Origin of the sequence: Streptomyces sp. 184, assembly GCF_045781775.1 — a bacterium.
Taxonomy (GTDB): Bacteria; Actinomycetota; Actinomycetes; order Streptomycetales; family Streptomycetaceae; genus Streptomyces.
Genome location: NZ_CP123230.1, coordinates 4,214,270 through 4,227,669, shown reverse-complemented (window position 1 = coordinate 4,227,669; position 13,400 = coordinate 4,214,270). Strand labels below are relative to the sequence as shown.

15 protein-coding genes and 1 pseudogene are annotated in these 13,400 nt (G+C 72.4%); 12 read left to right on the top strand and 4 right to left on the bottom strand.

The genetic code is table 11. The features are described 5' to 3' along the window. Positions 1 to 22 precede the first annotated feature (22 nt). The 6 genes from QBL21_RS17725 to QBL21_RS17700 all read left to right on the top strand — a co-directional run bounded on the left by QBL21_RS17725 (position 23) and on the right by QBL21_RS17700 (position 6,397). Positions 23 to 1,174, top strand: coding sequence for an acyl-CoA dehydrogenase family protein (locus QBL21_RS17725; protein WP_407563175.1), 1,152 nt, complete (start codon positions 23 to 25; stop codon positions 1,172 to 1,174). A 15-nt stretch (positions 1,175 to 1,189) separates the two neighbouring features. Next, on the top strand, positions 1,190 to 1,879 hold the full coding sequence (locus tag QBL21_RS17720) for a transglutaminase family protein (RefSeq protein ID WP_407563174.1): 690 nt from the start codon (positions 1,190 to 1,192) through the stop codon (positions 1,877 to 1,879). A gap of 5 nt (positions 1,880 to 1,884) precedes the next feature. Next, a complete protein-coding gene (locus QBL21_RS17715) occupies positions 1,885 to 2,589 on the top strand; it encodes a phosphoribosylanthranilate isomerase (RefSeq protein WP_407563173.1) in 705 nt (234 codons plus the stop codon). Next, entirely contained in the window at positions 2,573 to 3,388 is an 816-nt protein-coding gene (locus QBL21_RS17710; RefSeq protein ID WP_407563172.1) for an indole-3-glycerol-phosphate synthase, read from the top strand. The genes QBL21_RS17715 and QBL21_RS17710 overlap by 17 nt, the downstream gene beginning before the upstream one ends. Positions 3,389 to 3,609: 221 nt before the next feature. After that, entirely contained in the window at positions 3,610 to 5,904 is a 2,295-nt protein-coding gene (locus QBL21_RS17705; protein WP_407563171.1) for a molybdopterin cofactor-binding domain-containing protein, read from the top strand. Between the two features lie 16 nt (positions 5,905 to 5,920). Beyond that, positions 5,921 to 6,397, top strand: a complete 477-nt coding sequence (locus QBL21_RS17700) for a (2Fe-2S)-binding protein (RefSeq protein WP_407563170.1) — start codon at positions 5,921 to 5,923, stop codon at positions 6,395 to 6,397. A gap of 10 nt (positions 6,398 to 6,407) precedes the next feature. On the opposite strand, the gene QBL21_RS17695 is transcribed toward QBL21_RS17700, so the two are convergent. Then, complete coding sequence (locus tag QBL21_RS17695; protein WP_407563169.1) at positions 6,408 to 6,809, bottom strand: RidA family protein; 402 nt, start codon at positions 6,807 to 6,809, stop codon at positions 6,408 to 6,410. 100 nt (positions 6,810 to 6,909) lie between these two features. Here QBL21_RS17695 and QBL21_RS17690 point away from each other — a divergent pair, with 100 nt between their 5' ends. After that, on the top strand, positions 6,910 to 7,293 hold the full coding sequence (locus QBL21_RS17690) for a winged helix-turn-helix transcriptional regulator (RefSeq protein WP_407563168.1): 384 nt from the start codon (positions 6,910 to 6,912) through the stop codon (positions 7,291 to 7,293). An 18-nt stretch (positions 7,294 to 7,311) separates the two neighbouring features. Here the strand turns inward: QBL21_RS17690 and QBL21_RS17685 are convergent, their stop codons facing one another. Then, positions 7,312 to 7,695, bottom strand: a complete 384-nt coding sequence (locus QBL21_RS17685) for a VOC family protein (protein ID WP_407563167.1) — start codon at positions 7,693 to 7,695, stop codon at positions 7,312 to 7,314. An 80-nt stretch (positions 7,696 to 7,775) separates the two neighbouring features. Between QBL21_RS17685 and QBL21_RS17680 the strand changes: the two genes are divergently transcribed. Both QBL21_RS17680 and QBL21_RS17675 read left to right on the top strand, forming a co-directional pair. Then, positions 7,776 to 8,051, top strand: a complete 276-nt coding sequence (locus tag QBL21_RS17680) for a hypothetical protein (protein ID WP_407563166.1) — start codon at positions 7,776 to 7,778, stop codon at positions 8,049 to 8,051. 77 nt (positions 8,052 to 8,128) lie between these two features. Then, the gene (locus tag QBL21_RS17675) at positions 8,129 to 8,440 is read left to right on the top strand and encodes a hypothetical protein (protein ID WP_407563165.1); all 312 of its coding nucleotides are present in this window, start codon (positions 8,129 to 8,131) and stop codon (positions 8,438 to 8,440) included. 24 nt (positions 8,441 to 8,464) lie between these two features. On the opposite strand, the gene QBL21_RS17670 is transcribed toward QBL21_RS17675, so the two are convergent. After that, entirely contained in the window at positions 8,465 to 10,282 is a 1,818-nt protein-coding gene (locus QBL21_RS17670; protein WP_407563164.1) for an alkyl/aryl-sulfatase, read from the bottom strand. Between the two features lie 237 nt (positions 10,283 to 10,519). Between QBL21_RS17670 and QBL21_RS17665 the strand changes: the two genes are divergently transcribed. The 3 genes and pseudogenes from QBL21_RS17665 to QBL21_RS17655 all read left to right on the top strand — a co-directional run. Next, positions 10,520 to 10,798: a hypothetical protein gene (locus tag QBL21_RS17665; RefSeq protein WP_407563163.1), complete on the top strand. Its 279-nt coding sequence runs from the start codon at positions 10,520 to 10,522 to the stop codon at positions 10,796 to 10,798. 159 nt (positions 10,799 to 10,957) lie between these two features. Beyond that, a complete protein-coding gene (locus QBL21_RS17660) occupies positions 10,958 to 11,506 on the top strand; it encodes a phospholipase A2 (RefSeq protein ID WP_407563162.1) in 549 nt (182 codons plus the stop codon). 100 nt (positions 11,507 to 11,606) lie between these two features. Continuing rightward, positions 11,607 to 11,699, top strand: a pseudogene (locus tag QBL21_RS17655) (DUF6000 family protein); the annotation flags it as partial. A 69-nt stretch (positions 11,700 to 11,768) separates the two neighbouring features. Here QBL21_RS17655 and QBL21_RS17650 read toward each other — a convergent pair. Next, on the bottom strand, positions 11,769 to 13,397 hold the full coding sequence (locus QBL21_RS17650; protein WP_407563161.1) for a thiamine pyrophosphate-binding protein: 1,629 nt from the start codon (positions 13,395 to 13,397) through the stop codon (positions 11,769 to 11,771). Positions 13,398 to 13,400: the final 3 nt, after the last annotated feature.

The window sequence follows — 13,400 nt, the reverse complement described above, 5'->3', positions numbered from 1 at the left end:
AATCCGAGCAAAGGAGCCCGCCGTGATCGCGTGGTCGAAGGACGACGAGAGGCTGAAAGAAGGGATCGGCCTCTGGTTCGAGAAGTTCAGCGAAGACTTCTCGCGCTACGACCGGGAAGCGGCCTTTCCCCGCGAACCCTGGCTCGCCGTCATGGAATCCGGGCTCCTGCGCTTGCCCTTCGACGAGAAGTGGGGCGGCCTCGGGCAGTCCCTCCTCACCACGATGTACGTGCTGGAGGAGCTGGGCCGCGGCTGCCGCAACACCGGCCTGAACTTCGGCATCACCACCCACATGGTGAGCACCGGCGTCGCCCTCCAGCGCTTCGGCTCCACCGCCCTGAAGGACAGGTTCCTCCCGCAGGTCTGCGACGGCACCGCCATCGGCGCGCACGCCATCACCGAACCCGACACCGGCTCCGACGCGCTCGGCATGCGCACCACCGCGACCGACGACGGCGACTGCTACCGCCTCAGCGGCTCCAAGGCGTTCGTCAGCAACGGCCCCGTCGCCGACCTCGTCGTCGTCTACGCCAAGACCGAACCGGCCGCCGGCCCGCTCGGCGTCACCGCCTTCCTCGTGGAACGCGACACGCCCGGCCTCACCTTCGGCAACCCCATCGAGAAGATGGGGCTGAAGTCCTCGCCGCTCTGCTCGCTCTTCCTCGACGGCTGCCGGGTGCCCAAGACCCACATCCTCGGCCGCGTGGGCGCCGGATTCCTCGTCCTGGACCACGTGATGACGTGGGAGATCCTGTGCGGCTTCATCGTCAGCACGGGGGAGATGCGCCGGCGCCTCGACCGCTGCGTCGAGTACGCGGGGGAGCGCAGCGCCTTCGGCCGGCCCATCGGCGGCTTCCAGGCCGTCGCCAACCGGATCGTCGACATGCAGATCGGCCTGGAGACCTCCAGGAAGTGGCTCTACGACACGGCAGAGAAGTTCACCGCGGGCCGCAAGGTCACCGCGGACCTGGCCACCGCCAAGCTCGTCGCCAGCCGCGCCGCGCTCGACTCCGCCCTCGGCGCCGTACAGGTCTTCGGCGGCAACGGCTACATGGCCGAGTACGGCCTCGAACAGGAGCTGCGCAGCGCCGTCGCCGGAACCATCTACTCCGGCACCACCGAGACCCAGTACAACCGGATCGCCGCGACGCTCGGCCTGGGGCGCGCCGCCTGACGCGGGAGAACACCGATGACGACGACAGACCTGGAAAGCGCCCTCGCGCCCACCGAGTTCCTCAACTCCGACGACCCGGAAGTCCTCGCCTTCGTCCGCCGTGCGCTGCCCGAGGACGCGCTCGACAGCAGGGACGCGGCCGTACGCCTCTACTACGCGGTACGCGACGGCATCAACTACGAGGTCTACGGCGTGGACCTGTCCCGCACCGGCCTCACCGCCGCGCAGGTGGTCCGTACCGGCAAAGGCATGTGCATCCACAAGTCCGTGCTCTACGCCGCCGCCCTGCGCGCCGTCGGCATCCCCGCCCGCCTCGTCCTCACCGACGTGCGCAACCACCTGTCGTCGCCCGCGCTGCGCAAGCTCGTCGGCGGGGACACCTTCTGCTACCACACCTTCACCACCGTCCACCTCGACGGCACGTGGGTGCGCGCGACCCCCGTCTTCAACCGGCTGCTGTGCCGCCTGTACGGCATGCGCCCCCTCGACTTCGACGGCACCGCCGACAGCGTCCACCACCCCTACGACGACGACGGCGCCCGCTACATGGAAGTCGTCCGCGAGCACGGCGAGTTCGACGACCTGCCCTACGAGCGGCTCATCACCGGCATGCGCGCCGAGCACCCCGGCATCTTCGCCGGCCCCGACAGCACCCGGCTGGTCACCGGCTCGCTGCACGCCGACGCCACCGCGCGGAAGGGCTGAGCCCCGTGTGGTTCAAGGTGTGCGGCATCACCGCGGAGGCGGAGGTGCGGCTGCTGGCCGGGCAGGGCGTGGACGCCGTCGGCATCTGGTACGGGGTCCCCTCGGGCCCGTACGACCTCCCGCTCGGCGACGTGGGCCCCCTCGCCCGGGCCGCCGGGGCCGCGGGGCTCGAACCCGTCCTGGTGACCCTGCTCGACGACCCGCGGCGGCTCGCCGCCGCCGTCGCCGGGACCGGCGTGCCGACCGTCCAACTGCACGGCTACCTCACCCCCGCCCGGCTCGCCGCGATCCGCGCCGCCCTGCCCGGCACCAAGCTCGTCAAGGTGCTGCACGTCCGCGGCGACCGTGTGCTGGAACGCCCCTTCCTCACCGCCTTCAACCGCGCCGGCTGCGACGCCTACCTCTTCGACTCCGTAGGCGACAACGGCAGGATCGGCTCCACCGGACACCCGCTGGATCCCCCCGCCGTCGCCGCCGCGCTCCCGCGGCTGGACCGGCCGTTCGTCCTCGCCGGCGGCCTCACCGCGGCCAACGCCGAACGCCACCGCACCGCCCTGGCGCACGAGCACCACCTCGGCATCGACGTCGACAGCGGCGCACGCGACGCCGCCGGAAACCTCTCGCCGGCACTCGCCGGCGACATCCGCCACGCCTGGGACACGGCGCGGCGACGGGCCACGCAGGAGGAACAGCATGCCCTTCCCGGCTGACACGACCGGCACGAACGCGGCGGACCAGCGCTTCGGCGACGCGCTGGCGGTGGCCGAGCTGCCGGTGATCATGGAGATCAAGAGGTCCGGGCCCGACGGCGAGGACCTGCTCCAGGGCCGCAGCGCCGCCGACCTGGTGCGCCGCTACGAGGAGTTGGGCGCGCCCGCGCTCTCGGTCGTCACCGGCTCCTGGTTCGGCGGCACGGCCCGGCTCCTGGACGAGGTGGTCGCCGCGACCTCGCTGCCCGTCCTCGTCAAGGACTTCTTCACCAAGGAGAAGCAGATCAGGCAGGCCGCCGAGGCCGGTGCGGCGGCCGTGCTGCTGACCGCCACGATCCTGCCGGACCGGCTGATGCCGACGCTGATCGACGCCTGCCTCGACCACGGCGTCACGCCGTTCGTCGAGATCACCGCTGCCGCCGAACTGTCCGCGCTCACCCGGGCCGGGTCCTGCGTCGTCGCCGTGAACAACAAGGACATCCGGCGGCGCGAGAGCGACGACCCGGACCTGAGCCGCAGCCACGACCTGCTGCCCCGCGTCCGCGCCGCCGGCGCCGGCCTCCCCGTCAGCGCCAGCGGCATCGCCACCCCCGAGGATGCCGCAGCCCTCCTCGCGGCCGGCTTCCGCGGCCTGCTGATCGGCACGGGACTGCTGCGCGCGGAGGACCTGGACGCCTGGTTCGGAGAGCTGCGAGCCCTGCTGCACGACGCCGAGTCGGCGCAGCCGGGCACGCTCGACGTACCGGCGGCCGGTGAGCCGGGGCGTCCGGATCAGGGAGCCTCCGTACGAGCAGGGTGAGCCGGCCGTACGGGACCGGCGGCAGCCGGCAGCACACCGAACACCGGTGCCGCCGCCGGGCCGCACCGCCCCGGCTGACGGCGCCGCCGCACGGAGCGCCGTGCGGCCGGATCCCTTCTGGCCCCGGGGCGCTCCTACCGGTACGTTCTGGGTCCTCCCACCGCGGGCACAAGCCCCCGGACGGAGGCACCCACGGGCAACCGGGCGGAAGGAGCCGGACGATGACCGGAGCGAACGGCGCACATCCGCCCGCCGGGCCGGGCCGGCGGCGCTTCCTCGGCTACGTGCTGGCCGCGCCCACCCTCGTGGCCGCCGCCGAACTCGCGCCCGCACCCGCGGCCGGCGCCCTGCCGTCCTCGCCCGACCTTGCCGAACTCCTCGACCTCAACGACGTCATGACCGCCGCCGCCCTGCCCACCTCCGGCCTCATCACCGTCGAGGTCCAGCCCGACGGCACCGTCTCCTTCGCCCTGCCCCGCGTCGAGGTCGGCCAGGGCATCACGACCTCCACCGCCATGCTGATCGCGGAGGAACTGTCCGTGCCGGTCGAGCGGGTACGGGTCACGCTGGCCGAAGCCCGCCCCGAGCTGCTGTTCAACCAGCTCACCGGCGCCTCGAACACCACCATCGCGACGTACACGCCGATCCGCGTCGCCGCCGCCGTCGCCCGCCACCGGCTGCTGGCCGCCGCCGCGGCCGAACTCGGCTCGCCCGCCGCACACCTGACGCTCCACGACGGCGCCGTCCGCGACCGCTCCGGCGCCTCCGTCGACATCGGCACCCTCGCCCCGAAGGCCGCCGCCAGCCGCTCCCGGCCCGTCGAGGTCCGCCTCACCGCGCGCGAGGACTTCACCGTCATCGGCCGGCCCCACAACCGCATCGACGCCCGCGACGCCGTCACCGGCCGCAAGAAGTTCACGATGGACCTCGACGTCCCCGACGCGAAACCCACGATGGTCTGCCGCCCGCCGACCATCAACGGCAGGCCCGGCACCGTCGCCAACCTCGCCGACGTACGCGCCATGCCCGGCGTCACCGACGTCGTCCCCATCGACACCGGCGTGGCCGTGCGCGCAGAGACCTTCGGCCAGTGCATCGACGCCGTACGCGCGCTGCGCGTCGACTGGCGGCCCGGCACCGCCGAGGGCAAGTCCGACGAGACCGTGCTGCGCGAACTCGCCGCGGCCGAGCCGCCGATGGGACTGCCCCCGCTCACCCCCCACGTGGAGGGCAAGTTCACCTTCCACTTCCGCAGCAACAGCGCGCTGGAGCCCAACTGCGCCATCGCCGACGTACGGGCCGACCGCGCCGAGGTCTGGTCGGCACTCAAGTCCCCGATCGTCGCCAAGGAGGCCATCGCCGCGAAGCTCGGACTGCCCCTCGGCCGCGTCACCGTCCACGTCACCCAGGGCGGCGGCTCCTTCGGCCGCAAGCTGTTCTTCGACGCCGCGCTGGAGGCCGTCGAGGTCTCCCGCAGGATCGGCAAGCCCGTCAAGCTCATGTGGCACCGCGCCGACGACGCCCGCCAGGGCCGTACGCACCCGATGGCCACCTCCCGGGTACGCGCCGACCACGTCGGCGGCAGAGTGCTGGCGTTCAAGCAGCGGCACACCAGCGTCGCCACCGACCTCGGCCACGGGCTCGGCGAACTGCTCACCGCGATGGCCGCGCAACTGCCGGTCGGCGACATCGGCTTCTCCCAGACGTTCTTCCACCTCAGCCAGTCGATGCCGTACGAGTTCGGCGTCGCCACCCGGCTGCTCAACGAGACCGACAAGGGCTTCAACACCGGCAGCATGCGCAACGTCTACTCGCCGGACGTCACCTGCGCCCGCGAGCTGATCGTCGACCGCCTCGCCGAGGAGACGGGCAGGGACCCGTACGGCTACCGCCTCGACTCCCTGCGCGACGAACGCTCGCGCGCCGTCCTGTGGAAAGCCGCGGAAGCCGGCGACTGGGGGCGGCGGATGCCCGAAGGCACCGCGCAGGGCATCGCCTTCCACTCCGAGTACAAGTCGGTCAGCGCCGCCCTGGTCGAGATCGACTGCCGCCCCGAGACCGTCGACCGCCCCATCCGCGACGGGGTCGCCGGACCCCGCGTCACCAGGGCCGTCTTCGCCGTGGATGTCGGCCTCACCGTCAACCCGCGCGGTCTTGAGGCCCAGATGATGGGCTGCATCATGGACGGCATCGCGCTGGCCCTGACCTCCAGCCTCCACCTGCGCGACGGGCACTTCCTCGAAGCCAGTTGGGACAACTACTTCTACACCCGGCAGTGGAACACCCCGCCCGAGCTGGAGATCATCGTCATGCCCGACACCTCCGACGAGCCCGGCGGGGCGGGGGAGCTGGGGGTCGCCGCGTCGATGGCCGCTGTCGCCTGCGCGTACGGGCGCGCGACCGGGACGATGCCCACCGTCTTCCCGATCAACCACGGCACGCTGTCGTTCACCCCCAAACCGACCGTCCCGCCCATCCCCGAGTCCCCCACCGACGGCCTGGACCGGGCTCGCTGAGGCAAGGAGACCCCCCGTGCCCGAGCACACCTTCCGCGTCAACGGCGAGCAGGTCACCGTCGACGTGGCCGACGACGTGCGCCTGCTGTGGGTGCTGCGCGACATCCTCGGCATCACCGGACCGAAGTACGGCTGCGGCATCAACGTCTGCAAGGCGTGCACCAGCCACCTCAACGGCAAGGCCGTCAACCCCTGCGCGATCCCCGTCGCCGACCTGCGGCCGACCGACGAGGTCACCACCATCGAGGGCCTCGCGGACACGGTCGCGGAGGACCTGCACCCCATGCAGCAGGCGTGGCTCGACCAGGACGTCGTCCAGTGCGGCTACTGCCAGCCCGGCCAGATCATGGCCGCCGTGGCGCTGGTGCGCCGCGTCGCCGCCGAGGGCCGCGAGATCACCGACGACGACCTCGACGGCCTGCGCAACATCTGCCGGTGCGGCACCTACGTCCGTATCCGCGAGGCCATCAGGGCGGGCGCCGAGCGCATGTGACGCGGGGTACTCAGGCCGGCAGCGAGGTGTCCACGACCACGGCGATCTCGACGAGCTGGCCGGGGAAGGCCAGCTCCGTGACGCCGACGACGGTGCTGGCGGGGCGGTGGGCGCCGAAGTACGCCAGGTTGCCCGCCGAGATCGCCTCGGCGTTGCGCCGGAGGTGCACGCCGTACACGGTCTGCGAGACGACCTGGTTGCGGGTGGCGCCGTAGTGCGCCAGGACCTTGTCGAGGTTGGCGTACGTCAGCTTGAGCTGGCCGGCGCAGTCGCCCGCGTACGCGAACGCGCCGTCCTCGTCGAACGCGACCTGCCCGGAGACGTGGATCAGCCCGCCGGACCGGATCGCCTGCGCGTAGCCGAACTCGCTCTCGGGTGCCACGCCGTGGTTGAAGGCGTCGATAGCAGCCATGCTGGGGGTCCTTCCCTGTGCTCTCTTGCGGTTACTCGGAAACTGTAAGAGAGTGAGCGCTGACCTGGAAGAACGCACTCTTCGGTAACTGAGGAACCACATGGTGACCAAGCAGGAACTCACGGACCTCCCCGAGGACGCGGACCTCAGGCGCGCGGACTCCCTGGCGCGGGAGATCTTCTCCGACGTCGCCAACAAGTGGGCGCTCCTGATCATCGAGGCCCTCGGCGAGCGCACCCTGCGCTTCGGCGAGCTGCGCAGGGAGGTCGAGGGCGTCAGCCACAAGATGCTCACGCAGAACCTGCGCACGCTGGAGCGCGACGGACTGGTCGACCGGAAGGTCTACCCGACCGTCCCGCCGCGCGTCGAGTACACCCTCACCGAGCCGGGCCGCGCCCTGCGGGCCACGGTCGACGCCATGTGCGGCTGGACGCAGCAGTACCTGGGCCGCATCGAGGACGCGCGCCGCCGCTTCGACACCTGACCGGCGGCGTCACCGGCCTCACGCGAGAGGCTGCACCTGGGAACGGAGCAGGCAGAACTCGTTCCCCTCGGGATCGGCGAGCGGGTACCAGCTCTCCGCGCCGGTCTGGCCGACGTCGACGTGGACGGCGCCGAGCGCGAGCAGCCGCTCCAGCTCCGCTTCCTGGTCGCGGTCGGTGGCGTTGACGTCGATGTGCAGGGGGAGCTTCCCCCTGCGCGGGTCGCTGCTCAGGCTCAGCACGAGGGTCGGCTGAAGCCCGCCGAAGCCGGCGTCGGGCGGACCGATCTCGATGCCGCTGTCGTCCCGGTCCAGCTCGACGTAGCCGAGGACCTCGCTCCAGAACGCGGCGAGCCGCTCGGGGTCGGCGGCGTCGATGACCAGCTCGGTGATACGGCATGCCATGCACGCAGCATACGGGCGCCTCCCCGGCCCCGCACGGCCGGCCGGCCCCGACTGTCGGTGGCGGCTGAGAGGCTGGGGTCATGGACAGGGACGAGGAGTTGCTGCGCGGCCGGGTCTACGGCACGGATCACGACGACCCGCACCCGGGGCCGCGGCCGGGCCGGGACTACGCCGAGCTGGTCGGCGGCCCGCTGGACGGCCTGCTGCTCGACATCACCGGCTGGAGCGCGCGGGAGACCGCCGCCGGCGCGGCCCTGCCCACCGAGCTGGGACGCTTCGGCGCCGGCGGGCGGGCCACGTACGCCCCTGCCCCCGGTGCTCCGGGGCGCTGGCTGTGGGCGGGCGACATAGCCTGAACGCCGGTGCGGCCGCACGGACTTCGGGAAGCGGAATCCGGCGTGGTGGCGCGCGGGCCCGACGTAGGGTGCCGCCTATGAAAATCTTCGGATGGGTGCTCTTCGTCTGCGGCCTGTACTTCCTTGTGCAGGGATTCGTGATGCCGATGATCGCCGAGCGATCGGACGTGGAGAGCATCGAGTTCCAGCAGATCCGCGAGTCCAGCTCGTACCTGGGCATCGGCCTCATGATCGGCGCGGTCGCCTGCGGCGTCCTGGACCGGAGCCCCGGCGGCTCGGCCCAGCGCGCCGCGCAGCAGCCCCCGGCGTACCCCGCCCAGCAGCCCTACGGCGCCCCGCCGCCCCCGCACCAGCAGCACGGCGGCTGGGGTCCGCCGCCCGCGGGCTGACCCGCCGCCTGTCCTTTCCGGTTCTCAGGGGGTGACGACGGCGAAGTCCGGGTCGGGCTTGTCGAGGACGGACAGCAGGGTGCGTAGCGCACCCGGGTCGCCGGTGTGCTCGATGCCGTCCGGATCCTCGCCCGCCAGCAGCGTGAGCAACTGGCCCTTGACCAGGGTCAGTGACACGTCGGCCGGTTCGGCGGGCTGGTCGGCAAGGCGGTGGTGGGTGAGGGCGCCGTGCGAGAGGGTGGCGCGGTGGCGCTCGCCCAGGTCGGTGACGTGCCAGTCCAGGGTGAGGTGGTGGTCCCAGGCCCGGGGGCCGTCGACGAGGATGGCGAAGGAGTCGAGGAGCTGCTCCACGCTGAGGGCGGCCATCATGTTGCCCGTGGCGATGTCGGTGTGCCCGACGCCCTCGCGCAGTTCGCGGGCGCCGACGAGATAGCAGTTGCGCCAGGTGGCGCACTCGGCGCCGTGGCCGAGCCGTTCGAAGACGTCGGCGAGCGTGTTCCTGGCGCCCGTGTGGCCGGGGTCGGCGAACACGGCGTGCTTGAGGAGCTGGGCGGCGAAGCGCAGATCGCCGTCGTCGGTGTACGCCCGGGCCTTGGCCACGAGGGCGTCGATGCCGCCCATGCAGTCGGCGTAGCGCTTGGCGGTCTCGGCCGGCGGGTGCTCCCACAGCGAGGCGGGATGGCCGTCGTACCAGCCGAGGTAGCGCTGGTAGATGGCTTTGACGTTGTGACTGACGGTGCCGTAGTAGCCATGGGTGTGCCAGGACGCGGCGAGCGACGGCGGCATCTCGATGATCTCGGCGATCTCCGTGCCGGTGTGCCCCTGGTTGGCCAGGCGCAGCGTCTGGTCGTGGAGGTAGGCGTAGAGGTCGCGCTGCTCGGTCAGGAAGCCGCGCATCGCCTCCTGCCCCCAGGTGGGCCAGTGGTGGGAGGCGAACAGCACGTCGGCGTCGGCGGCGAAGAGCCGCAGGGCCTCGTCGAGATAGCGGGACCAGACCCGGGCGTCGCGCACGACTGCACCGCGCAGCGTCAGGATGTTGTGCAGGTTGTGGGTGGCGTTCTCGGCCATGCACAGCGCGCGGTGATCGGGCAGCAGGAAGTTCATTTCCGACGGGGCCTCGGTGCCGGGCGTCATCTGGAAGACGAACCGCACGCCGTCGACCGTCTCGGCCTGCCCGGTGTGGGTGACGTCCTTCGTGGCGGGCAGCAGGGCGGGCGTACCGGTGGAGGCGGTGAAGCCCAGCCCCATGCCGACCAGCCCGGCGGGACCGCGCTCCAGGTTCATGCCGCCGTAGTAGAAGCCGCGGCGCAGCATCGCGGTGCCGGCGTAGACGTTCTCCGCCACGGAGTGCTCCAGGTACCCGGCTGGCGCGAGGACCGGGACGTCCGCCTCCGGGTCGAGCACGCCGAGGATGCCGCCGAAGTGGTCGAGATGCGAGTGCGTGATGACCACGCCGGTGACCGGCCGGTCGCCGCGGTGCGCGCGGTACAGGGCCAGCGCCGCGGCGGCGGTCTCCCGCGAGATCAGCGGATCCACGACGAGGACCCCGCGCTCGCCCTCGATCAGGGTCATGTTCGACAGGTCGTAGCCGCGCACCTGGAGGACGCCGTCGGTCACCTCGTACAACCCGGCGCGGGCGCACAGCCTGGCCTGCCGCCACAGGCTCGCGTCGACGGTGTCGGGATGGCTGCCGTCGGGTAGGGCTTCGAGGAAGCCGGTGTCGTCGAAGTCCCACACCACCCGCCCGTCCGCGGCCGTGACCTGGCGCTCGACAGGCCCGGCGAGGAAGCCGCGGTCGGCGTCCTCGAAGTCCGAGCGGTCGCTGGGATCGGGCGTGGCCATCTGCGTCCTCCCACGGGTGCGTGCGGTTCCCCCAGCCTCGGCCCGCCGCACACGGCCAACCCCCTGGGGCGCGCCGTTCGGGTGACCCGCGTAGAAGCGCAGACCCGCTCAGGACCTGACGCCCCGAATCCTTGTGATCGTGTCCCGGTCATGTCACCAAACAGTCACACCGGAGGACACGGGCTGCCGGAGTCGGACAGGATTCACCGGTCCGAACACGTATTTGCTAGGGGAAACATGCACAAGCGCACTGCCCGTGCTTCCGTTCTTGCTGTGGCCGCGGCGGCTCTGACCTTCGCCGTGGCCGGCTGCGGTAGTGACAGCGAGCCGGATGAGGCAGCCTGCAAGGACGCCATCACTCAGCAGCTCAAGGACTACCAGGCGGGCGACGAGAACGCCGCCGACGACCGTCCCGAGGACTGCGAGGGCATCGACGACAAGACCGCCGAGAAGCTTGCCAACGAGGTCGCGAAAGAGGAGATGAAGGGGATCGAGGACTCCCTCGACGCTCCCTGACCGTGAGCGGAGCCTGCCCGGTACGGAGCGCACAGACGCCCTCCGCGCCGGGCGGGTGCCGCCGGCCGGCCGCCGTCAACCGGGCGGCACGCCGGACACGTAAGGGCGGACCCGGACCACCGGACGCATGATCGCGACACCGGTGCGCAGCCTCCCGGCATGAACAAGATCACCCGCAGCCGGGCCGCCGTCGCCGCCCTGCGCACCAACCTGTCGACCACCGCCGCCACGCTGGCCCTGCTGACCGCAGCCATCTTCGGCGGCACCCTCGCCGGCGCCGCCCCCGCCCTGGCCGCCGACACCGCTACCCCGACCACCGCTCCCGCGGCAGCGCCGACGCTGCGCGAGCAGGCCGACGCCATCATGAACCTCACCTACCGGGAGTTCGCCGAAACCCCGCATGTCTCGCCGTTCAACTGGACGAACGACGGCTGCTCCGTCCCCACCGGCTTCGCGCCGTACAGCGAGGTGTTCCGCCCCGCGTGCGTCGAGCACGACTTCGGCTACCGGAACTACGGCGCCGACCACGAACTGAAGCTCAGCCCGACGCGCGAGACGAAGAACTGGATCGACGGCCGCTTCCGCACCGAAATGCGCCGCGTCTGCGACGATCGCTACAACTCCCTGGTCTCCCACCTCGCCTGCGTCAACGCCGCCGAGGCGTACTACGGGGCGGTCCAACTGGGCGGCGACAGCTCGTTCTTCTGACCCACGCCCACGCCGCGGAAACCGACGGCCACCCCCGCCGCTCTCCGCCGCCCCGCCCCGACCCACCCCGCCACGGACGCCCCGCACCCCAGGCGGCAGGATGGACCTCGGCGAACCCATCCTCGCCGGCGAGGACTACGTGGGCGATGCCTACTGCATCGCGCTCGCCCGCTTCGGCACCCCCGCCGACGCCGACCCCCTGGTCACCCACCCGAACGGGAATGGGCGACCCGGCGCTGCTGAGCGACGGCTCCTGCCCCCATCAGTGACCGCGGAACGCCTCCTCCAGCCACCACGCGCCGGTGTCGTTGACGACCTTCGCGTCGATGAGCATCGGCCCCCGCCGTGGCCCCGCCAGCCACTCCGCCACCCCGTCCAGATCTCCCCGCGACCGTACGGTCACCGCCTCGAACCCGTACCCGCGGCCGATGGCCGCGAAGTCCGTGTCCGGGAAGGCGACCGTGTCCATGCGATGCCCGCCGGGCGCGAAGTGGTGCACCTCGGCGCCGTAGGCCGCGTCGTTGAAGACGACGACGAGCATCGGCAGCCCGAGCCGTACGACCGACTCCAGCTCCGCGGCGGCCATGAGCGCCCCGCCGTCCCCCAGCGCCGCCACGGTGAGCCGGTCCGGCCGGGCGTGCGCCGCGCCGATCGCCGTGGCGAGGCCGAGGCCGATCGACTGGAACGCCTGCGTGAAGCAGAACCCGGCCTCGTCGGGGACTGACAGGAACATCGAGGGGTAGCCCATGAAGTTCCCGGAGTCCACGGCGACGAGCCGTTCGGCCGGCAGCAGGTCGTCCAGTCCGACGCACAGCGTCCGCGGGTCGATGCGCCCGGATGCCGTGAGATCCGTACGGGGCTCGTCCCGCCAGGCCGTTCCGGCGCGCAGCCGCTCGCGGACCTGCGCGGTGCGGTACCCGCTCCGGTCGGCGGGCAGGGCCGCGGTCAGCGCCGCGGCGGTACGGCCCACGTCGCCGTGGACGCCGAACGCAAGCTCCCGGTGGGCTCCGAGCGCCGCGGCGGTGTCGTCCACCTGGACGACGACGGCGCCGGGCGCGATGAGCTTCCCGTGCCGCATCGTCCACATGTTCAGCGCGCAGCCCCACCCGACGATCAGGTCGGCACCGCCGATCAACTCGGCCGTCGTGGGGGAGGAGAAGCCGCCGGAGACGCCGATGCCCCAGGGGTCGTCGTGGAAGAGGCCCTTGGCCACCGCCGACTCGGCCAGCAGCGCGCCCGAGCGGGCGGCGACGGCCCGTAGTTCCGCGGCGTACCCGCGGGCGCCCCGGCCGGCGACGAACACCGGCCGCTCGGCCCGGCCCACCGCCTCCGCCAGCCGTGCGACCTCGTCCCCGGCCGGTTCGAGGGGAGCGGGCGGCGGCGGGAGGGAGAGGGCGCCGGGCGGCGGGCAGTCCTGCGCCTGGAGGCCGAGGGGGAGGTTGAGCAGGACGGTACGGCGCTCGTGCACGGCCGTGGCCACCGCGTCGACCGCCTCCGCCGCGGCCGTCCGCGGGTCCGTGAGCCGCCGCGGGACCGCCCCGACCGCCCGCGCCAGGGCGGCCTGGTCGACGTGGAAGTTCGAGTGCGGTGAATCCGCCTCGGCGGCCAGCACCACCATCGGGGTACGGCTCTTGGCGGCCTCGGCGATCCCCGTCAGCGCGTTGGTCAGCCCGCAGCCCTGGTGCACGGTGACCGCGGCCGGCCGGCCGCAGACCCGGGCGTAGGCGTCGGCCATCGTCGCCGCGCCGCCCTCGTGCCGGGCCGCGGCGAACCGCGCCCCGCCTTCGATGAGCGCGTTGGCGAGATGGAAGTTGCCGGAACCGACGACGCCGAAGACCTGGTCCACCCCGGCCCCGGCAAGCGCGAGACCTACCGCACGGGCGGCGAGCACGGG

Coding starts and splice junctions, on each gene's coding strand:
- QBL21_RS17685 (WP_407563167.1), bottom strand. CDS start 7,695: ATGGCATGCCGTATCACCGAGCTGGTCATCGACGCCGCCGACCCCGAG.
- QBL21_RS17705 (WP_407563171.1), top strand. CDS start 3,610: ATGACCGGAGCGAACGGCGCACATCCGCCCGCCGGGCCGGGCCGGCGG.
- QBL21_RS17675 (WP_407563165.1), top strand. CDS start 8,129: ATGAAAATCTTCGGATGGGTGCTCTTCGTCTGCGGCCTGTACTTCCTT.
- QBL21_RS17710 (WP_407563172.1), top strand. CDS start 2,573: ATGCCCTTCCCGGCTGACACGACCGGCACGAACGCGGCGGACCAGCGC.
- QBL21_RS17680 (WP_407563166.1), top strand. CDS start 7,776: ATGGACAGGGACGAGGAGTTGCTGCGCGGCCGGGTCTACGGCACGGAT.
- QBL21_RS17695 (WP_407563169.1), bottom strand. CDS start 6,809: ATGGCTGCTATCGACGCCTTCAACCACGGCGTGGCACCCGAGAGCGAG.
- QBL21_RS17720 (WP_407563174.1), top strand. CDS start 1,190: ATGACGACGACAGACCTGGAAAGCGCCCTCGCGCCCACCGAGTTCCTC.
- QBL21_RS17670 (WP_407563164.1), bottom strand. CDS start 10,282: ATGGCCACGCCCGATCCCAGCGACCGCTCGGACTTCGAGGACGCCGAC.
- QBL21_RS17665 (WP_407563163.1), top strand. CDS start 10,520: ATGCACAAGCGCACTGCCCGTGCTTCCGTTCTTGCTGTGGCCGCGGCG.
- QBL21_RS17690 (WP_407563168.1), top strand. CDS start 6,910: ATGGTGACCAAGCAGGAACTCACGGACCTCCCCGAGGACGCGGACCTC.
- QBL21_RS17660 (WP_407563162.1), top strand. CDS start 10,958: ATGAACAAGATCACCCGCAGCCGGGCCGCCGTCGCCGCCCTGCGCACC.